Below are 19,223 nucleotides of genomic sequence, written 5' to 3'. Positions count from 1 at the left end.
GCCTATTTGACGAACGGGTTGGCGAAGAGCAGCAACAATGCGATCACCAGGCAATAGATCGCCATCGTTTCGATCATTGCAAGCCCGACGAAGAGCGTGCGCGACACGGTTCCGGACGAGTCCGGCTGCCGCGCGATCGCATCCATCGCGGCTGCGACTGCGCGGCCTTCGGCAAGCGCCGGCCCGATCGCGCCGAACGACACGGCGAGCGCCGCGGCGGCGATGCTGATAACTTCGATGAGGTTATTCATGAGATTTCGCCCTTTTTTATGCTGGCCTGTTGATGGGTATCGCTGATTGCCGCACCGATGAAAACCATCGCCAGCACGGAAAAAATATAGGCCTGGACGGCGCCGGTAAGCAGGTCCAGCGCCATCAGCGGAATGGGTACGAGCAGACCTGCGAGCGACAGGATGATGCCGATCACGAACACACCGCTCATCACGTTGCCGAACAGACGAACGACGAGTGAGAACGTCCGGGTGATCTGCTCGACGACGTTCAATGGGATCATGATCCAGCTCGGCTCGGCGAACGCCGCAAGGTAGCCGGCCATGCCGCGCGTGCGGATGGCGTAGAAGACTGTGGCGCCCAGCACGATCAGCGCCAGCGCGGCATCGGTCTCGATATGCGCGGTCGGCGGCGTCACTCCGGGCACCAGCGCGGACCAGTTGGCGATCAGCACGAAGATGAAGAGCGTGCCGATCAACGCACGGTAGGTGGCGGGCCCGGTTTGCATGGTGTCGCGAATCTGCTGGTCGATCGTCACGACCAGCAGTTCAAGCGCGGTTTGCCGCCGGGTCGGCGCGATCGACAGGCTTCGGCTCAGCAAGGCCGCCCCCGCGGTCACCAGAATCATGATCGCCCAGGTGACGAGTACCGGCTCCGTAATGGATAGCGGACCGATATGCAGCAGCGGCGCAGTCGCCAACGGCGAGGCGGTCATTGGCCACCTCCATGGCGGCGCACCGCGACAGCACGCGCCAGCAGAAACCCCATCATGCCCGCAAGCAACGCGAGCGCGCCGTCATGCGCGAGCATCAGCAGCAGCGCGCTGGTGAGCGCGAACCTGGCAAGCTGCAAGGCCAGTGCAGCCATCGCTTTGCCCGCTGCGAACAACGGGCAGTTCCAGCGCAGCGACATGAAATGCCAGGCCCCGGCCACGGTTCCGATTGCGAGCCCCAGCGTGAGTTGGGTCGCCGTCGACGGTAGTGGATTATTCATGATGGTTCCGTTGCTGGCGATGCATCCATTTCCATGCCGACCAGAAGCCCACCGCCGCGCCGATCATCAGCAGCGGCGCCGAGAAGAACACGCGCGTGCCGAACGTCCGGTCCAACCAGCGCCCCAGCGCGAGGCCCATTAGCGTCGGCAGGACGATGGCCCAGCCGAGGATGCCGATCTGGCCAAGCCGGCTGCCGAGCGACGGCTCAGGCTCCTCGCGCCCGCGCGAATCGCGCTCGGCGGCCTGGCGGGCGGCGTCGGCGATCCGTTGCTCCCGCAGCTTGCGCTCGCTGGCGTGGCGCCCGTTCATCGCAGCGTTCCTCCAAGGCTCTCCGCGACCGTGCCGTCGGATCCTGCGCGCGGCCGCAGATAGCGCAGCATCTGGCGCACGGCGCGTGCATGCAACCGCAACTGGTCGACGCGGGCGCGCCGCGCGGCATCGGCGTCGCTGGCGTGGCGGCTGCGAACGCCGGCTTCAAGACTTTCCAGTGAGTCGCCGGGGATCGCTTCCCTGCATGCAATGGATACCTTCGTTCCGTGCGAGACCAGCAGCACCCCGCCATCGATCGCACAGAAGTGGAGCGAGCCGTCCGCACACGTCCAGCGGACCACTGAGGGCGTCAGCAACGTGACGAAGTCGGCATGTCCCGCCCGGATGCCGAACGAGCCGCTTTCATCTTCCGCGCGCAGGGAGACGATCTCGACAGCGTCGAACCACACACGCGACGGCGTCGCCAAGGTGAGCGTCAAGGGTGTGCCGCTCATTTCGACTGCTCCGTGGCCTGGGCCACGCCGCGTTGCGCTGCGGTTTGCTCTTTAAGGCGGCCCTCGTCGAGTGTGCCGATCATGTAAAGCGAGCTTTCCTGCCACGCATCGCACTCGCCTGCCAGAATCGCCTTGCAGCCGGCGATCGTATCGGCGAGCGCCACCGAACGGCCCGCTTCGCTCGTAAAGGCTTCGGTCACGGCAAACGGCTGCGTCAGGAAGCGCTGCAAGCGCCTCGCACGCCCCACGAGGGTGCGGTCCTCGGCACCCAGTTCCTCGATACCGAGCAATGAGATGACGTCCTGCAGCTCACGGTAATGTTCGATGATCCGGCGCACCTCGGTGGCGACCGCCGCATGCTCCTCGCCGACCACCAGCGGATCGAGCAGGATCGACGACGAGGCGATCGGATCGATCGCCGGATACATGCCTTCGGCGGCCATCGCGCGCGACAGCACGACCATGCTGTCGATGTGCGCGGCGATCGCGGTCACTGCGGGGTCGGTGAAATCGTCGGCTGGCACGTACACCGCTTCGATTGCGGTGACCGAGACGTCGCCGACCGACACGATGCGCTCCTGCAGACTTGCGACTTCGCTCGCGAGCGTGGGCTGGTAGCCGACTCTGGACGGCATGCGCCCCAGCAAGCCGGACACCTCCGCACCCGCCTGCACGAAACGGAACACGTTATCCATCAGCAGCAGAACGTTTTGCCGGCGTTCGTCGCGGAAATACTCAGCGATCGTCAGCGCGGTAAAGGGCACGCGCCAGCGGGCGCCGGGCGGCTCGTTCATCTGTCCATAGACCAGCACGGTGCGCGCCAGCACGCCGGATGTGCGCATATCGAGCAGCATTTCGTGCCCTTCGCGTGAGCGTTCGCCGACCCCCGCGAATACGGAAATCCCCTGATAGCGCTCCACCATCGCATGGATCAATTCCATCACCAGCACGGTCTTGCCGACCCCTGCTCCGCCGAACATCGCCGCCTTGCCGCCCTGGGCGAGCGGCGCGAGCAGATCGATCACCTTGATTCCCGTGGCGAAAAGCGTGGTGGTGCCTTTCTGCGACGCGAGCGGCGGCGCTGCGCGATGAATCGGGCGGCGCTCGATATGCGGGGATAAGGTCTCGCCGTCGTCGCATGTCGCCCCGGTCACATCCAGCAGCCTGCCCAGAACAGTTTCGCCGACTGGCGCTTCAATGGGTCCGCCGCCCACGCTCACGCGGGCGCCGCGCCGCAATCCCGCCGTCGATTGCAGCGCTAGCGCACGCACGGTTGTTTCGCTCAGGTGAGCTTGCACCTCGGCGAGAACCGGCGCGAGGTCGTCCGAAAGGATCATGAGCGCGTCGTTGACGGCGGGAAGCGTGTCGTCGGCAAACATGACGTCGACAACCGCGCCACGCACGGCGACCACATGACCGTTGCTAGTGGCCGACGGAATTGTCGAGGGTGGTGTTGCCAGATGAGCCGACATTGTTGGGCCTCCATGCGGCCGCGTTCGAACAGTCGCAAGATACCGCCGCAGCCAGCCGAAAAACTGATCTCTATCAAACCTGTGGGAAATGACCCTTAAAGAAGCGTGAGCGGGAGATCGATTTCTCCGATACCCGTCACGATGAAGCGCCAATGAATGGGAGGAAGTTCATTTCGACTGCGCGAATCTGTTCGGCGCAAGTCCTGTACAGCCAGCCCGGATTGCCGTCGGCGCGATACATGCCCCGGCACATCGCTTTCAGTCTGATCGTCGAGGCGCCGCTATCGTCGGTTGTCCTCGTCGCCCATACATAGACCACACCGAACGTATGCGGCTCGGCCGTTTCGATTGCCGTTTCGTCAGCGCGGCGGATCGGTGTTATCGAGTATTGCGCGACATAAGTCTTCGTCAAGCTCCATAGACGATCACAGTCCGCGCGCGCGGAACAATCTACCCATGAGTGGGCACGCGCCTCCTCGAGTTGGACCTCGGTATCGCGAAGCGCAGCAACGCGTGCCTGGGTGGTGCATGCCGCAAGCCCTGCGACGGCAAGCACGAGAAACAGCCTGTATTTCATGTCCGCTCGATCCTTCGACGAATCAGCACATCCATTCAAGTGCCTGGAATCTGGCGATGTGTCCTTTAAGCACGCGGACAAAAACGGCCACTGCGGCGTTTGCACCTCGCCGCGCTTGAGCTGCTGTGACTTTGCATTCGGCAATCGCCGGCTTACCCGCAAGCTCGCGCATCTCCGTCATCGCTTTGTCCGCGCCTCGTCCGCCGAAGCTGCACAAGAACGCAACGTGGGGAAGACGCGCGCGGTTCTCGACGAGGTAGGAGCGAACCGGGGCCGAGACCGAACTGGCCCAGACCGGCGTGCCGATGACGACCAGGTTGTACGTCGCGACATCACGTCCGGCTGGAACGATTTCGACGGGACGCTTCCTGATGATGTCGACGAGCGAGCGCAGATATCCGGCCACTCCCGCGCGATTGCTGCGATCGCAAATCTCCTCGAGATCCGCGCACAGCATTTTCGCAACTGCCTGCGCGAGCAACCGCGTGGTGCCGGTACGTGAGAAATAGACGACAAGAACTTTCGCTTCGGACATTCCAACCTCCCCATCACCCCTGTAGTGCGTTCACGTGCGGGACTCGCAGTGCATGCCACAAGCATAGGGGCGCATCAGAGCGTGCTTATGATCCATGTCAAGCGACGGACTTGACCGTCATCGCCATACCTGGCGTGTAGGGGACCGCTTACATCGACGTAGGACACCCTACGCGAAGCTCAACGTCATCTGATTTGATTCGACCGACCGCTGACCAATACTTCATGCATTGCCTGCCCGCGCATCACAATCTGGAGACCGAAACCCGTCGGCAGTCATCGGCTCGCTCGACCACATCGAAGATATGGCAAGCGGTATCGCGGGCACGCGCGTCAAGCGCGCGTAAGCAGCGTTCAGCGATCGTTTATCCAGTTTCCCTGCTCCCACTTCGATTGACCGAGATCAAAGGTTGGGGCCTGCGGGCGACTAAAGTCCAATCATCAGGCAATTGCTGCGTCGCACAACCCCGGCGCGTCTTTTGCTGTGTCAGCGCAGTGCATCTGGTTTTAAGGCATAGGCCGCGTGCGGAACACCGTTCCTGGCGTGACTGTTGTCTCCCAGCGGCTTCGCATCGATCCAACGACGTCATTGAACAAAGCGCAATCGAACGCAAAGGAATCCCAATGGACACCCGCACGCGAGCAGTCTGCACCGAAACCCCCGCCAGCGTGGGCGGCGCTGCGCCCAAACTTGATAGCAAAGCGTTTCGCGATCTGGACCACGCCAAGGAGGCGCTCATCGCGCGCATGACCGCCGGTCTCTCGCCTGCGGCGCTGGGCGCGGCGCTGTCCGATTGGCTTATTCATCTCGCGGTCGCGCCGGGCAAGCAGCTCGAACTGGCATCGCTGTACGTGTCGAATGTGAGACGGCTATCCGAATATCTTGCCCAGCTTGCACTCGGGCAGCCAGCGCCTCTTTTGGCAGAGCTGTCCCCTGCTGACCACCGGTTTCGTGCCGACTCATGGCAGATCGAACCCTACCGCCTGTGGCAGCAGAGTTTCCTGCTCGCCGAGCAGTGGTGGAATACGGCAACCCGCAACGTGCCGGGCGCTACGCGCCACCACGAGGACGTCGCGGCGTTCGTTGCGCGCCAGCTGCTCGACACGGTGGCGCCGACGAATTTTCCGCTCACCAACCCCGAAGTCATCCAACGCACGGCGGCAACACGTGGCCTGAGCCTGGCGCAGGGCGCCCGCAATGCGTTCGAAGATGCGAACCGCGCGGCCTGCGGCAAGCCCCCCGCCGGGATGGAGCAGTTCAAGGTCGGCGTGAATCTCGCTGTCACGCCCGGCAAGGTCGTATTCCGCAATCGCCTGATCGAGCTTATCCAATACAGTCCGGCAAGCGAGGCGGTTCTCGCCGAACCCGTCCTGATCGTGCCGGCGTGGATCATGAAGTACTACATCCTGGATCTGTCGCCGCACAACTCGCTGATTCGCTACCTGGTCGAGCACGGCCACACGGTGTTCTGCATTTCGTGGCGCAACGTGGATAGCGAAGACCGCAATCTCGGTCTCGACGATTACCGGCAATCAGGCGTGATGGCAGCGCTCGACGCCGTCTCGCGGATCGTGCCGGCCCGGCGAATTCATGCAACCGGCTATTGCCTCGGCGGCACGTTGCTGTCGATCGCAGCGGCGGCGATGGCCGAAGCCGGCGACGAACGGCTCGCCTCGATCACGCTGTTTGCCGCGCAGACGGACTTCACCGAGCCCGGCGAGCTGCAACTTTTCATCGACGATAGCGAAGTCTATTTCCTCGAAAGCATGATGTGGTCGCAAGGCTATCTTGCCGCCGGCCAGATGTCCGGCGCGTTCCAGTTGCTCCAGTCGAACGATCTGATCTGGTCGCGCGTGATTCGCGACTATCTGCTCGGCGAGCGCGAACCGGTGATCGACCTGATGGCCTGGAATGCCGATGCGACCCGCATGCCTTACCGGATGCATTCGGAGTATCTGCGGCGCTTCTTTCTCGATAACGACCTGGCCAGCGGCCGATACGTGGTCGACGCGCGGCCTGTCTCGATTCGCAACATCCGCGCGCCGATGTTCGTGGTGGGGACGGAGCGCGATCACATCGCGCCGTGGCAATCCGTCTACAAGATCCACAACCTCTCCGATACCGACATCACGTTCGTGTTGGCGAGCGGCGGTCACAACGCGGGCATCGTCAGCGAGCCCGGGCATCCGCACCGGCACTTCAGAATGAAACTCAGCGCGGCCGACGACCTGCGTATCGGTCCCGATGAATGGGCGGCCGACGTCACGGTGCAGGACGGCTCGTGGTGGCCCGCATGGAGCGAGTGGCTCCAAGCGCATTCGAGTCCGCAGCGCGTGGCGCCGCCGCCGATGCCGGCCGGCGAGAACGGTCAGCCGCTGGCGGACGCGCCCGGCACTTACGTTTTCCAGACTTGAGGAGCGCTCGTGAACGACAACCTGTTGCGCAACCGGACTTTCGATGAACTCGCGATCGGCGAATCGGCCTCACTCGTGCGCGTGGCCGCGCAAAACGACATCGATCTGTTCGCCGCCATGTCCGGCGATATCAACCCCGCGCATGTGGATGCGGCTTTCGCATCGGGCGACCTGTTCGGTCACGTGGTAGTTCACGGCATGTGGACCGCCGCGCTGATCTCCGCCCTGCTCGGCACGAGGCTGCCCGGCCCGGGCACCATCTATCTCGACCAGACCTTGCAGTTCCGCCGCCCAGTCGCGCCAGGCGACACCGTCACGGCGACCGTGACCGTGAAGGAAAAGCGCCCGGACAAGCGCATCGTCCTGCTCGACACCTGTTGCACGAATCAGGCGGGCGACGTGGTGTTGCTAGGCACGGCGACCGTGATCGCCCCGTCAACACCGGTTGCGTGGCCGTCCGCGCCGCGCCCCGACGTCTCGGTACGGCGGCACGACCGCTACGAGGCGTTCATCCACGAGGCGCGCGCCCGTCCCGCGCTGCGTACCGCGATCGTCCATCCGTGCTCCGTGGAGGCCATCATGGCGGCGCTCGAGGCCCGCGACGAAGGCCTGCTCGAGCCCGTGCTGGTCGGCCCCGAGGCAAAAATCCGCGCCGCCGCGGAGGCGGCCGACGTGAGTCTCGACGGCATGCCGATCGAGGCGGTCGAGCACAGTCACGCGGCGGCGGCCCGTGCAGTCGAACTGGGGGCGGCCGGTAAAGTTGCCGCGTTAATGAAAGGCAGCCTTCATACGGACGAGTTGCTCGCCGCGGTCGTCGCGCCGGCATCCGGCCTGCGCACCGCGCGGCGCATCAGCCATGTCTATGCGATGGACGTGCCGGCCTATTCGAAGCCGCTGGTCGTCACCGATGCAGCGGTCAATATCGCGCCGTCGCTCGAGCACAAGCGCGACATCTGCCAGAACGCGATTGACCTGCTGCATGTCATGGGCGTCGAACTGCCGCGAGTCGCGGTGCTCGCCGCCGTGGAAACGGTCAACGCCAGAATGCCGACCACGCTCGACGCGGCCGCGCTCACCGTGATGGCCGCACGTGGCCAGATCACCGGGGCGCTGGTCGACGGCCCGCTTGCGTTCGACAACGCCATCAGCTTCGCGGCGGCGAAAACCAAGCAAATCAATTCGCCCGTCGCGGGTCAGGCGGACATTCTGCTGGTGCCTGATCTGGAGGCTGGCAACATGCTCGCCAAGCAACTCATGTACTTCGCCGGCGCCGACGCGGCGGGCCTTGTGCTCGGCGCGCGCCTGCCGGTCATCGTCACGAGCCGCGCCGACAGCATGCGGGTGCGTCTCGCTTCCGCAGCGCTCGCCAAGCTGGCGGCCGAACGCACTCCGGGAGGCCCGATCCGATCATGAGCGCCCCACTCCTGCTGACTTTCAATCCTGGCTCCTCAACCATCAAGATCGGCCTGTACAGCGTACTGGACAGTTCGGCGTCGAGAATCGGTCACGGCTTGATCGATTTGCGGCATCAGCCGTTGCGCCTTCATCTCGTCCATGGCGACAGGGCGAACGAGATCCCGCTCAAAGCGGCCGTCAGCGACGACCTTCACGAAGTCCTCGACGAGACACTCGGATGGTTCGCCGCACACTTTCCCCTCGACGATCTGGTTTGCGTCGGCCATCGCGTGGTGCACGGCGGCGATCGTTTCGGCGGGCCCGTGGCGATCGACGACGCAACGCTCGCGGCCATCGCCGAGCTCGTGCCGCTTGCCCCGCTGCACCAGCCACAGAGTGTGCGGCTCATCCGCGCCATCCGGCATCTGCGGCCGCATCTCCTGCAGACGGCGTCGTTCGACACGGCATTTCACCGCACCCAGACCGATCTCGTGCGGCGCTTTGCGATTCCGCGCCGGCTCTTCGACCAGGGCATCAAGCGTTACGGTTTTCATGGCCTCTCCTATCAGTTCGTCATCGGCCAGTTCGCGCGTCAGTTCCCGCACCGCGCCCGCGGCAAGATCATCGCCGCACACCTGGGCAGCGGCGCAAGTCTGTGCGCGCTGGAGGCGGGTCTGAGTCGCGACTCCAGCATGGGTTTTTCGACGCTCGACGGCATCCCGATGTCGACCCGCTGCGGCGTGCTCGATGCCGGTGTCGTGCTCCATCTGCTCGACCAGAAGGCCCTCGACGTCAAGAAAGTCGAGACGATGCTGTACGAGCAATCCGGTCTGCTTGGCGTTTCCGGCATCAGTGCGGACAGTCGTGAGCTGCTGGCAAGCGAGCGTCCCGAGGCTCGCGAAGCACTTGATCTCTTTGCGTTCCGCATTGCCGGCGAGACGGCGCGGCTTGCCGCCACGCTGGGCGGTCTGGACAGTTTCGTGTTCACGGCCGGCATCGGCGAACACCAGCCTGAAGTACGCGCCGCCATATGCGAACGGCTCGCATGGCTCGGCGTCGAACTCGACCCGTACGCCAACGGCGTCAACGCCGGCGTCATCAGCAGCACACGCAGCCGGGTCACCGTTCTCGTGCTGCCCACCGACGAAGAGCAGATCATCGCCGACGAGGCTGTCACGGTGCACCACCGCGAGGCGGCCAAGTCATGAAGCCAATCATCGATCTTACGGGCAAGCGTGGACTCGTTGTCGGCATCGCCAACGAGCACAGTATCGCCGCCGGTTGCGCGGCGTCATTTCGCGAGGCCGGTGCGGAACTGGCCGTGACCTACCTGAACGAAAAGGCCGAACCTTTTGTCCGGCCGGTCGCCGAGGCGCTCCAGGCTGCAATTGTTATGCCGTGCGACGTCCGTGTTGCCGGGCAACTGGAAGCGGTGTTCGAACGACTCTCGCAGGATTGGGGACGACTCGATTTTGTCCTTCATTCGATCGCGTTCGCACCCGGCGACGACTTGCACGCGAGCCTCGTCGATTGCTCTGCCGACGGCTTCGCACTCGCAATGGATGTGTCGTGCCACTCGTTTATCCGCATGACGAAGCTCGCGCTGCCGCTGATGTCCGGCGGTGGAAGCCTGATGACCGTGAGTTTTTACGGCGCCGAGCGCGCAGTCGATCACTACAACGTGATGGGACCAGTGAAGGCGGCGCTCGAGTCGAGCGTCCGCTATCTCGCAGCCGATCTGGCGGCGCGCCGCATTCATGTCCACGCGATCTCCGCTGGCGCGGTGAAAACACGTGCCGCGTCGGGTATCGACCACTTCGACGGATTGCTCGATGAGGTCCGCGCGCGAACGCCGGCACAGCACCTCGTCACGATCGAGGAAATCGGCCGGATCGCCGCCGTGCTCGCGAGCGAGGTGGGCATGACGCTGACCGGCTCGACGGTTTACGCGGACGCGGGCTTTCACGTGGTGGCCTGACAGCGGATTGCACCCGGCGCAACGTAGATCGAGTATCGGGCGCTAATCGGGCGCTAGCGCACCGTTGATCTGAATCAACACCGCCGGCCTCCCGGCTCATAGACTCAGATCATGCCTTCATGCGCCACTCTTCCACTTCTGGAGCGTTGCAATGACCTACAAGACCATCGTCGTCCATCTGGATATGAGTCAGCATGCGCATCCCCGATTCGAACTCGCGCTGCGCCTCGCCAGGCAGTTCGGCGCCCATCTGACTGGCGTGTTTGCGGTGTTCACGCCCGATCCGCGCTCGCTCTACGTGATGGCCGGAACCGCCGAATACTACGGCACGCACGAGCAGCTGCGCGCGGAACGCCGCGGCGCGCTCGAGCGGCTCTTTCATGCGGAGTTGAGCCGCGCGGAGGTCGCCGGCGAGTGGATTGCCGTCGAGGCCCCGGCAAAGCTCGCCGTGCCGCAGCGCGGTCGGTGCGCCGATCTGATCATCGCCGGCCAGGACGACCCGCACGATCCGGAATCGTATGTCGGCGACTATTTTCCTGAAAACCTGATCATGTCCGCAGGTCGTCCGGTGTTGCTGGTGCCCTACGCCAGCAGCGTCACATCGCCCGGCACACACGTGATGGTCGGCTGGGACGGTAGCCGCGAAGCCACCCGCGCGGTCCACGATGCGCTGCCGTTCATGCGCGCGGCGAAAACCACCACGGTCGTCACCGTCAACAGCGCGCGTGGCGAGTCGCGCCCACGCATTCCGGGTGCGGACATCGCGACGCTCATCGCCCGGCATGGCATCGACGTCGAGGTCAAGGATATCGAAGCCGGCACTGGCGCGTCGATCGGCGACGCGCTGCTGTCGCAGGCCTCCGGGATCGGTGCGGATCTGCTCGTGATGGGCGGCTACGGCCATACCCGCTGGCAGGAGCTGGCGATGGGCGGAGCGACCCGCACCATCCTCCAATCGATGACTGTGCCGGTACTGATGTCGCATTGATGAACGGAAGCGCCGAGTCAGTTCCATTCAGGAGAGTTCGCCATGTATCAGCAGATTCTGGTCGCGGTCGACGGCAGTGAAACGTCCACGCGCGCCTTCGAAGCAGCGTTGCAGCTCGCGCGCGACGCCGGCGCAAAACTGCAGCCCCTTTTTGTCGTGGACGTCCCGTTGCTGGTGTATGACGTGCCCGGTTGCGACCTGCCCCATGCCCGCAATGCACTATTGGAGCAAGGCGCAAATGTGATCGAGAACGCCGTCGCGAGCATGAAGCGAGCCGGTGTGCAGGGTACGCCCCGCATCATCGAAACCGCCCTGTCGGGTGACGACGTCGCGCATTGCATCCTGCGCGCGGCAAACGATTTCAAGGCCGACCTGGTGGTGACGGGCACGCATGGGCGGAGAGGCTTCCAGCGGCTGGTGCTCGGCAGTGTCGCCGAATGTTTTCTGCGCATCGCACAGTGCGCGGTGCTGATGATCCCGACGCACAGCGGCAAACCCGTGGCAAGCGGTGCACAGGCGGCCGAACCCATCAAGGAGCCGTCATGACCTGCAAAACCCTGCTGGTGCATCTCGACGACAGCACCCATAGCGCCGCGCGGATTGAATTCGCGCTTGAACTGGCCAGCCAGCACGACGCGCATCTGATCGGCCTGTATGTGGTTTGTCAGGATCTGACGCAGCCGATGTTTCTTCACGGCGAAGGCGCGTGGGCCGCGATTCGCGAAGCGCAGCGCGATACCCACCTCAAAGGCGCGCAAGCGCGTTTCCTGGCGGCGGCGGAACGAGCCGGGCGGAGCGTGGAATGGCGGGCGCCGGCAGGGCCGGCGGTGGAAACGGCGGTCCTGCACGCGCGCCACGCCGACCTCCTGATTCTCGGCCAGTATGATCCGGACGACCCTTCGTCCTACATCGCGCACCATTTTGTCGAGGACGTGCTGATGAGCTCGGGCCGCCCCGGCATTGTGCTGCCCTATGCCGGGGCCGTCCGTTCGTTCGCCGAAAACGTGCTGATCGCGTGGGACGGCGGCCGCGAGAGCGCCCGGGCCATGGCCGATGCGTTGCCGGTGATCGAGCGCGCGAAATTCGTCACCGTGATGACCGTGCAACGACACCAGGGTAGTGAGGCGCCAGCCGGCATCGACGTCGCCGCCTGGCTCGAACGCCACGGCATCCAGGCGGGATTTTCGGCCGTGCTCAAGGTGGCCGGCGTCCCTACAGGCGCCATGCTGCTGAACATGGTGGCCGATCGTCATATCGATCTGCTGGTGATGGGCGCGTACGGGCATGCACGCGCGCAGGAACTGCTGCTTGGCGGCGTCACACAGCTCATGCTGCAATCGATGACCGTGCCGGTACTGATGTCGCATTGACCGAACCATTCAGGAATTGCGCGAAAGTGACCCTCGCGCAACGTGAAGCGCCCGGTTTTCGAGGGCGCTTTTTTTTTGGATTCCGCCGGTGCACCGGTGCGCCACCGCGTTATTACAGGGTCGACGGGATCTCATCCATGTCCCGTGCGCGCCGAACCAGTAGAACGGGCATCTCGGCACGCCGCAAAAACGCCTCGGCGACACTGCCGAGCAACAACCGGCCGATGCCATGCCGCCCATGCGTGCCCATCGCCACGAGATCGGCTTCGCACTCTTGTGCCACACGGCAGAGGACGGTGACGACGTCTTCGCCGTACGCGTCAATCGTCCGGGTCAATCCGCGCACGTTGCGCTGTTCAAACAGCGCTCGGGCATCTTCGAGCGTCGCCATCGCGGCTTCAGCCGCCGCTGTATCGCGTGTCTGTTCGTCGATCAGCCCGGTTCCGATATCGACCATTTGCGCCACATGTTCGGCGACAAATACGGCCGTCACCATCGCCTGTGCGGCCTCGGCGATTTTTAGCGCTTCTTCGAGCGCGAGCTTCGCGGCCTGGCTGCCGTCGATTGCTACGAGAATCCGTTTGTACATGACCTTCTCCTTGACTTCGCCGCCGTCCTGATCGGCCCCGGCCATCAGGGCGGCGACGCGCTTTCAGTCTGCGGTTCGCAGCCCGGCATACGCTTGACGAGGATCAAGCCCGGCGGGTCTGCGGTCCGTCAGTATTCTTGCGCGGCGCGGCTCCCATGGCGAATTGCCGGGTACTGGCACGATCCGTGCCGACAGCGCACAATAGGCGGCGCCGCCGTGGTTCCGGTTGGCGGCATTCAAATAAAATCCCGGTGACTGTTGCCGATCCGCGTCGCGACTGCGCCATCAGCCAGCGTTGCGGATTGCCCACCATCCAATGAGGCGCACATGCCCTTTCGCGGTAAGACGCCCTTCGCTAGAACATCGCCATCGCACAGGCGGGTCGTGCCCCCTGAGCACCGCCCCAAGCTTATTGCGGCGGTCACATTTGCGCTCGTCCTGGCGGTGGCGCTCGCCGCGTGGCGCTGGGTGGGTGAACAGTCATTGCACGCCGCCGACAGCCGCTTCGATCAGCGCACTGCGCAAATCACCGCCGATCTGCAGCGCGAGTTCGCCACCAGCGAATCACTGCTGCTCGGCGCGCGCGGCTTGCTCTCCTTCGCGCCCTCGGTCGATGCCGAGGCCTGGTACCGATATGTCGCGCAGCTCGATCTGCATGAAACGTCGTCCGTCGTGCGCGCGCTTGGCTACGCCGACGTGGACGCCGCCGGCATCGCCCGCCTGACGGACGACACCGGCAGCGCGGCCGGGCAGGCCGCCGCGCCGCAACCGGTCGCGCCGGTGAAGCTGATAGCGCCGGGCACCGCCGATGGGATGCCGGTCGGCTACGACCTGGCTAGCGCCCCCGCGAGCCGTAAAGCATTGCTGCGCGCCATCGACACAGGAGCAAGCGCGCTCAACGCCGGCGCAGCGCAATTCGGCGACACCAGCTCGAACACCCACGCACGTCTCTACGTCTACTTTCCAGTGTATTCGGACACCGGATCGCCGCCTACGCCACCAGCGCGGCGCGCGGCCATCAAGCGGCTTCTGGTGGCGGCGCTGGACACCAACCGTGTGTTCGATAACGCGCTCGCCCGGCAACGAAGCATCGATCTGCAGGTATTGAGCGGAACACCCGCCACGCTGATTTATTCGTCCGCCGCCGGGGACGACGACCCCGCGGAGCGCGCGCCCATGATGCGTAAAACCGCTACCTTGCGCGTCGGCGGTGAACCGCTCACGCTGTCCTATACAGCGAGCAGCCGCTCCCTACGAGCCGAGGACGAAATTGCAGAAACCGCCGTGCTGATCGCCGGCATCGCGGCGGCATGCCTGTTCGGCGCCATCGCTTTCCTGATCGCCCGCGAACGCGGTCTCGGATTCGCCGCGACGAGCGAGGCGCGCAACCAGTTGAACCTGAACGAGGCACGCATGATGGGGATCATCCGGTCATCGATGGAGGCCATCATCACCATCGACGAACGGCAGAACATCGTCATCTTCAATCCAACGGCTGAACGGGTGTTCGGATGCACCGCCATGGAAGCGGTCGGCACCTCGCTCTCGCGCTTCATTCCCGAGCGCTTTCGCGCGGGGCACGAGCGGCACGTCGAACAGTTCGGCGTGACTGGCGTCTCCGACCGGCAAATGGGCAAGCAGCGTGTGCTGTTCGGCTTGCGGAGCAACGGCGAAGAGTTTCCTATCGAGGCGTCGATCTCGCAGATCCGCGACGGCGACGACAAGCTGTACACGGTCATGCTGCGCGACATCACCGAGCGGGTCAAAGCGGAAAATGCGCTGCGGCAATCGCGCGAGGAGTTACGCGAACTCTCGGCGAATCTGCAAAACGTTCGCGAAGAAGAAAAAACCCGCATCGCACGGGAACTGCATGACGACCTCGGGCAGCAATTGACAGCCCTCAAGATGGACCTTTCGTCGGTCGAGCAGCAGCTTGAAAACACCGCCGAATCGCGCCTGCTTCAGCAACTGCGGGGCATGCGCCGGCTGATCGACGCGACGGTGGCCTCGGTGCGCCGTATCGCCGCCGACCTGCGTCCGGTCATGCTCGACGATCTCGGCCTGATTCCCGCGATCGAATGGCTCGCCAATGACTTTACCAACCGCTACGGCATCGATGTGGAGCGCCGGATCGAAGTCGGCGACACCCGCTTTACGCCGGCGGGCGCGACGACGCTATTTCGCATCGTGCAGGAAGCGCTGACCAATGTCGCCCGGCATGCGGAAGCGACGCTTGTCACGTTGACGGTGCACGTCGAGGGCGGCGTGTGCGTCGTGAAAATTGCGGACAACGGCCAGGGCGCGAGCCATTGCGCCCCCTCTGCTGAGAAATCGTTTGGCTTGCTCGGCATCCGCGAGCGTGCGCACATGCTGGGCGGCACGGTCGAAATCCACACTTCCAGTGGCAAGGGCTTTGCGCTGACCGTTACCTTTCCAGTGTCGGCGGTGCAACAGCAGGAGATGCAAACATGATGCGAGTGCTGATAGCCGACGATCACGCCTTGGTGCGTGATGGCCTGCGGCATATCCTGCAAGGTGCAAGCGGCTTCGAGGTGGTTGGCGAGGCCAATGACGGCGTCAGCACGATTGCGCTGATCCGCTCGAATGCAGCCGACGTGCTCGTGCTGGATCTGTCGATGCCAGGACGAAACGGCGTTGAGCTGATCAAACAGATCAAGGATGAGAAGCCGGCACTGCGGATTCTCGTGCTCACCATGCATGCGGAGCAGCAGTATGCGGTACGCGCTTTCAAAGCGGGCGCCTCTGGGTATCTAACCAAGGAAAGCGCCAGTGCGGAACTGGTCGCGGCGCTCACCAAGGTCGCATCCGGGGGCGTCTACGTGAGTCTCGCGATGGCCGAGCGTTTCGCACAGAGCCTGAACGAGCCGGCCGACACGTTGCCGCATCAACGCCTGTCCGACCGTGAGTTCGATGTGTTCCGCCGCATCGCCGCGGGGCAAACCATCACCGAAATCGCCGCGCAATTGTGCGTCAGCAGCAAAACGGTGAGTACCTATAAAACACGCATCCTCGAAAAAATGCAGATGCCGCACGAAGCCGCGCTGGTGCGTTACGCGCTGCGCCACAAGCTGCTCGGAGAAGACGACGAAATCTAGGTCCGGGGCGGCGTACCGGCCGCTGGGCGAGATTCAATCCTCACACCAAACCGCCGGTCGCGCGGCGCTCGCCATCCTGTTTCCGTCCATTTGTCGCGTGTAGGAAATCCCCTACACGCCTTCGCGCTCGCCTACCCGAAGTTCGCTCGCCGCCGATTTTAATTTGAGACAGCGCCGCCGATACTTCGAGTCATGAACTCAAGCCCGTCCCAGCAAGCACTGCGTGTCTTCCTCGTCGAAGACGCCATTCCGATCCGACAACGGATGGCGGCACGCTTTGGCGCAATCGATTCTGTCGAGATTGTCGGCGAAGCCGAGGAACCCGGCGCCGCGCTCGCCGGCATCGACGCCACCGGAGCCGATGTCGTGGTCATGGATTTGCGTCTGACCGGCGGCACCGGTATGGAACTTCTGCATAGCCTGGCGCGGAGCGCGTCGCCGGTGATCACGATCGTGCTGACGAATCACTCGAGTGCGTGGTTCAGGCAGGCGTGCGTTGCGGCCGGCGCGCAGTACTTCTTCGACAAGACAAGCGAGTTCGATCTTGCATGCAGCACGATTACGCGGATCGCCCACGAGCGTCGCGCGCGTGGCCTCAATTACTCCATTACCTAGGAGCACACCATGTCTGACGTCGCCGAACATTCCGCAATCATGCCGCTCCAGCGTGTGCCGCGGCCGGCTTCAGGCAATGCCGCGCTCGCAACGTCAGTCCCGGCCCGCCGGACCGCGCGCTGTTCGAGCTGCACGATGCGCTCGATCTGCATGCCGCAAGGCCTGACGCCAGCCGAACTGGAGCGCCTGGAGTCGCTGATCTGCGTTTCCCGCACGATCAAACAGGGTGAATCGCTATACCGCGCCAACGATTCGTTCCAGAGCATCTATGCGGTTCGCGCCGGCTCGTTCAAGACCGTCGTCATGCATCGCGACGGCCGCGAACAGGTCACCGGCTTTCATCTGGCCGGCGACTCGATCGGTCTCGACGGCGTCTGCTCGGGCCGGCACAGTTGCGACGCGATCGCCCTCGAGGACAGCAGAGTCTGCATCATCCCGTTCCATCTGCTGGAAGTCATGTGTCGCGAAGTGAAGGTCGTGCAGCAGCACGTCCATCGCCTGATGGGTGGAGAGATCGTTCGCGAGGCCACCCTCATGATGCTGCTCGGCACGATGTCCGCCGACCAGCGAGTCGCCGCCTTCCTGCTGAACCTGTCGGGAAGGCTCAAGACACGCGGCTATTCGCCGGCGGAATTCATTTTGCGCATGACACGCGAGGAGATCGGCAGCTACCTCGGGATGAAACTCGAAACCGTCAGCCGCATGTTTTCGAAATTTCAGAAAGACGGCCTGGTCGATACACATGGCAAGCAGATCAGGATTCTCGACCTCGAAGGCCTCGCGCGGGTCTAGTCCGGGCAGCGCATGCACGGCTCGGCACCGATCCGGAAAACACGCAGGAGGCCCCGAATGAACGCACTTTCAGATCGCGAGCGCAATATTCCGGATGTTCCTGAGGGAAATGGATATTCATGATCGCAGCCTGAAGGATATGCGTGGCTCGAATGGCGCCGCCGTGCGAGCCGCTGCCATGAATGCATCGTCGGACGGAAGGAGAAACATTGTCTTGATATGAGTCAATCGCGAAGGCGGCGCCGACTCTACACTGAACTCGGAACCTGTCCTCGAGTGTGTCTCGTGAATACCCCGCCCCTACGCCATCTCATTGCAAATGCACTGACGCTGCTGCTGGCAGCAAGCGGCGCAGCGCTCGCGCAGTCCGAGCCGACTGCGCTGGTCGATCAGCAGCATTGCATGTTCTGCCATACCCGGGACGCGCCCTTTCTCGCGCCGTCGTTTCAACAGATTGCGGACCGTTATCGCGGTGTGCCAAACGCTCGTGTGATGCTTGAACACAAGCTGCGACTCGGCGGCAAGGCCCATTGGGGCGATATCGCAATGCCACTGCCCGCGGACCGCGGCGGCCCGTTGACGCCCGAAGACGCCCACACGTTGATCCAATGGGTTTTGAGCCAGTAGCCATCCAGTTCGTTTGCTCGTGTTCGTAGCAGGTACGGAGAACATCATGCGCCTCACCATTCACCTCGACACGTTCAACCGTGTCAATCCCATGGCATTTGCCATCCTGTGGCTCGACAATGAAACGCGTCAGTGGTCACGCGAGGGGCATATGGGGCTCGAGTTGCCCGAGTGGGGCGCCTTGCACGTCGATTGCGGCAACACGCTCGTCTGCGGGCCGCACGATTCGACGCCCTGCTGCGTACTCGAAGGGCTCGATCTGAACGCCGAGTCTGGACCGTTCGAGGGCGAGACCGGACGTGCACAGTGGCGCTCCGATCCAGGTAGATCTCTGATGACCGGCCATTGGCACGTGCAATGTGTCGACAATGAAAGCACGCAGCCGGAAAACAGCATCTTTGCCGCCAACGACAGCGAATAAGCGTTGCCGACCCTGCCCCCAGGGGTCGAGTAGTACTGTGGGATTGATAGCCGACGCTAACGATGGGTCAGGCGTCGTCTCCTGCTGCAGGGTTCAGCAGCAGGACGAAGCAGGCAACGCCGGCAACGAGTGCCGCCGCGCCATAGCGAACGACGTCCGTGCTATCGAACAGCAGGCCGTGGATCGAGGCCGCCAAACCTGCTAGTGCGACAAAAACGGCAATCGCCGCAACGACAATCCTGGGTTCCGCCCGGACCATGATTTCCCCCTGGCTCAAAGATACGTGGTTGTGCATCGACGTGACGGTTAGTGAGCTGTCGAAGACGCATTGATCATCGCCCCAGC

At 63.8% G+C, this 19,223-nt stretch carries 23 protein-coding genes; 13 read left to right on the top strand and 10 right to left on the bottom strand.

Translation table 11 applies throughout. The annotated features are described in order from the left end of the window. Positions 1-2 precede the first annotated feature (2 nt). From DLM46_RS26725 to DLM46_RS26690, 8 genes are all read right to left on the bottom strand, one after another. Complete coding sequence (locus DLM46_RS26725; RefSeq protein WP_115105439.1) at positions 3-251, bottom strand: F0F1 ATP synthase subunit C; 249 nt, start codon at positions 249-251, stop codon at positions 3-5. Next, positions 248-946 (bottom strand): F0F1 ATP synthase subunit A, encoded by a 699-nt coding sequence (locus DLM46_RS26720; protein WP_115105438.1) that lies wholly within the window; start codon positions 944-946, stop codon positions 248-250. The genes DLM46_RS26725 and DLM46_RS26720 overlap by 4 nt, the downstream gene beginning before the upstream one ends. Continuing rightward, the gene (locus tag DLM46_RS26715) at positions 943-1,224 is read right to left on the bottom strand and encodes an N-ATPase subunit AtpR (protein WP_115105437.1); all 282 of its coding nucleotides are present in this window, start codon (positions 1,222-1,224) and stop codon (positions 943-945) included. Before DLM46_RS26715 ends, DLM46_RS26720 begins: the two co-directional genes overlap by 4 nt. After that, complete coding sequence (locus DLM46_RS26710) at positions 1,217-1,534, bottom strand: AtpZ/AtpI family protein (RefSeq protein WP_115105436.1); 318 nt, start codon at positions 1,532-1,534, stop codon at positions 1,217-1,219. Before DLM46_RS26710 ends, DLM46_RS26715 begins: the two co-directional genes overlap by 8 nt. After that, positions 1,531-1,989 (bottom strand): F0F1 ATP synthase subunit epsilon, encoded by a 459-nt coding sequence (locus DLM46_RS26705; protein WP_115105435.1) that lies wholly within the window; start codon positions 1,987-1,989, stop codon positions 1,531-1,533. The genes DLM46_RS26710 and DLM46_RS26705 overlap by 4 nt, the downstream gene beginning before the upstream one ends. After that, positions 1,986-3,461 (bottom strand): F0F1 ATP synthase subunit beta, encoded by a 1,476-nt coding sequence (gene atpD, locus DLM46_RS26700; RefSeq protein ID WP_115105434.1) that lies wholly within the window; start codon positions 3,459-3,461, stop codon positions 1,986-1,988. The genes DLM46_RS26705 and atpD overlap by 4 nt, the downstream gene beginning before the upstream one ends. A 136-nt stretch (positions 3,462-3,597) precedes the next feature. Beyond that, positions 3,598-4,038 (bottom strand): hypothetical protein, encoded by a 441-nt coding sequence (locus DLM46_RS26695; RefSeq protein ID WP_115105433.1) that lies wholly within the window; start codon positions 4,036-4,038, stop codon positions 3,598-3,600. Positions 4,039-4,060: 22 nt separating this feature from the next. After that, the gene (locus tag DLM46_RS26690) at positions 4,061-4,573 is read right to left on the bottom strand and encodes a flavodoxin family protein (RefSeq protein ID WP_115105432.1); all 513 of its coding nucleotides are present in this window, start codon (positions 4,571-4,573) and stop codon (positions 4,061-4,063) included. 623 nt (positions 4,574-5,196) lie between these two features. Between DLM46_RS26690 and DLM46_RS26685 the strand changes: the two genes are divergently transcribed. The 7 genes from DLM46_RS26685 to DLM46_RS26655 all read left to right on the top strand — a co-directional run bounded on the left by DLM46_RS26685 (position 5,197) and on the right by DLM46_RS26655 (position 12,718). Next, a complete protein-coding gene (locus tag DLM46_RS26685; RefSeq protein WP_115105431.1) occupies positions 5,197-6,987 on the top strand; it encodes a PHA/PHB synthase family protein in 1,791 nt (596 codons plus the stop codon). A gap of 9 nt (positions 6,988-6,996) precedes the next feature. Further along, a complete protein-coding gene (locus DLM46_RS26680; RefSeq protein ID WP_115105430.1) occupies positions 6,997-8,400 on the top strand; it encodes a bifunctional enoyl-CoA hydratase/phosphate acetyltransferase in 1,404 nt (467 codons plus the stop codon). After that, positions 8,397-9,590 carry an acetate/propionate family kinase gene (locus DLM46_RS26675; RefSeq protein ID WP_115105429.1) on the top strand — a complete coding sequence of 398 codons (1,194 nt, stop codon included), beginning with the start codon at positions 8,397-8,399 and terminating at the stop codon, positions 9,588-9,590. Before DLM46_RS26680 ends, DLM46_RS26675 begins: the two co-directional genes overlap by 4 nt. 8 nt (positions 9,591-9,598) lie before the next feature. After that, positions 9,599-10,360 (top strand): enoyl-ACP reductase FabI, encoded by a 762-nt coding sequence (gene fabI, locus DLM46_RS26670; protein WP_208866337.1) that lies wholly within the window; start codon positions 9,599-9,601, stop codon positions 10,358-10,360. A gap of 151 nt (positions 10,361-10,511) precedes the next feature. Continuing rightward, positions 10,512-11,348 (top strand): universal stress protein, encoded by an 837-nt coding sequence (locus DLM46_RS26665; protein ID WP_115105427.1) that lies wholly within the window; start codon positions 10,512-10,514, stop codon positions 11,346-11,348. 42 nt (positions 11,349-11,390) lie between these two features. Beyond that, positions 11,391-11,894: a universal stress protein gene (locus DLM46_RS26660; RefSeq protein WP_115105426.1), complete on the top strand. Its 504-nt coding sequence runs from the start codon at positions 11,391-11,393 to the stop codon at positions 11,892-11,894. Further along, the gene (locus tag DLM46_RS26655) at positions 11,891-12,718 is read left to right on the top strand and encodes a universal stress protein (RefSeq protein WP_115105425.1); all 828 of its coding nucleotides are present in this window, start codon (positions 11,891-11,893) and stop codon (positions 12,716-12,718) included. Before DLM46_RS26660 ends, DLM46_RS26655 begins: the two co-directional genes overlap by 4 nt. Before the next feature lie 112 nt (positions 12,719-12,830). On the opposite strand, the gene DLM46_RS26650 is transcribed toward DLM46_RS26655, so the two are convergent. Beyond that, positions 12,831-13,307, bottom strand: a complete 477-nt coding sequence (locus tag DLM46_RS26650) for a universal stress protein (protein WP_115105508.1) — start codon at positions 13,305-13,307, stop codon at positions 12,831-12,833. A 384-nt stretch (positions 13,308-13,691) separates the two neighbouring features. Between DLM46_RS26650 and DLM46_RS26645 the strand changes: the two genes are divergently transcribed. The 6 genes from DLM46_RS26645 to DLM46_RS26620 all read left to right on the top strand — a co-directional run bounded on the left by DLM46_RS26645 (position 13,692) and on the right by DLM46_RS26620 (position 18,878). After that, a complete protein-coding gene (locus tag DLM46_RS26645; protein ID WP_244306373.1) occupies positions 13,692-15,779 on the top strand; it encodes a sensor histidine kinase in 2,088 nt (695 codons plus the stop codon). Further along, positions 15,776-16,423: a response regulator gene (locus DLM46_RS26640; protein WP_115105423.1), complete on the top strand. Its 648-nt coding sequence runs from the start codon at positions 15,776-15,778 to the stop codon at positions 16,421-16,423. Before DLM46_RS26645 ends, DLM46_RS26640 begins: the two co-directional genes overlap by 4 nt. Positions 16,424-16,615: 192 nt before the next feature. Then, entirely contained in the window at positions 16,616-17,038 is a 423-nt protein-coding gene (locus DLM46_RS26635; protein ID WP_115105422.1) for a response regulator, read from the top strand. Positions 17,039-17,047: 9 nt separating this feature from the next. Next, entirely contained in the window at positions 17,048-17,830 is a 783-nt protein-coding gene (gene fnr, locus DLM46_RS26630; RefSeq protein WP_115105421.1) for a fumarate/nitrate reduction transcriptional regulator Fnr, read from the top strand. 285 nt (positions 17,831-18,115) lie between these two features. Then, on the top strand, positions 18,116-18,457 hold the full coding sequence (locus DLM46_RS26625) for a c-type cytochrome (RefSeq protein ID WP_425274017.1): 342 nt from the start codon (positions 18,116-18,118) through the stop codon (positions 18,455-18,457). Between the two features lie 46 nt (positions 18,458-18,503). Further along, on the top strand, positions 18,504-18,878 hold the full coding sequence (locus tag DLM46_RS26620; protein ID WP_115105506.1) for a DUF3564 domain-containing protein: 375 nt from the start codon (positions 18,504-18,506) through the stop codon (positions 18,876-18,878). Positions 18,879-18,945: 67 nt separating this feature from the next. Here DLM46_RS26620 and DLM46_RS26615 read toward each other — a convergent pair whose 3' ends face one another. Continuing rightward, the gene (locus DLM46_RS26615; protein WP_115105505.1) at positions 18,946-19,137 is read right to left on the bottom strand and encodes a DUF2964 family protein; all 192 of its coding nucleotides are present in this window, start codon (positions 19,135-19,137) and stop codon (positions 18,946-18,948) included. Positions 19,138-19,223: the final 86 nt, after the last annotated feature.

Origin of the sequence: Paraburkholderia lacunae (genome assembly GCF_003353175.1) — a bacterium.
Taxonomy (GTDB): domain Bacteria; phylum Pseudomonadota; class Gammaproteobacteria; order Burkholderiales; family Burkholderiaceae; genus Paraburkholderia; species Paraburkholderia lacunae.
Note: the sequence above shows the minus strand (reverse complement) of the source record. Positions and strands in the feature narration are given on the sequence as shown.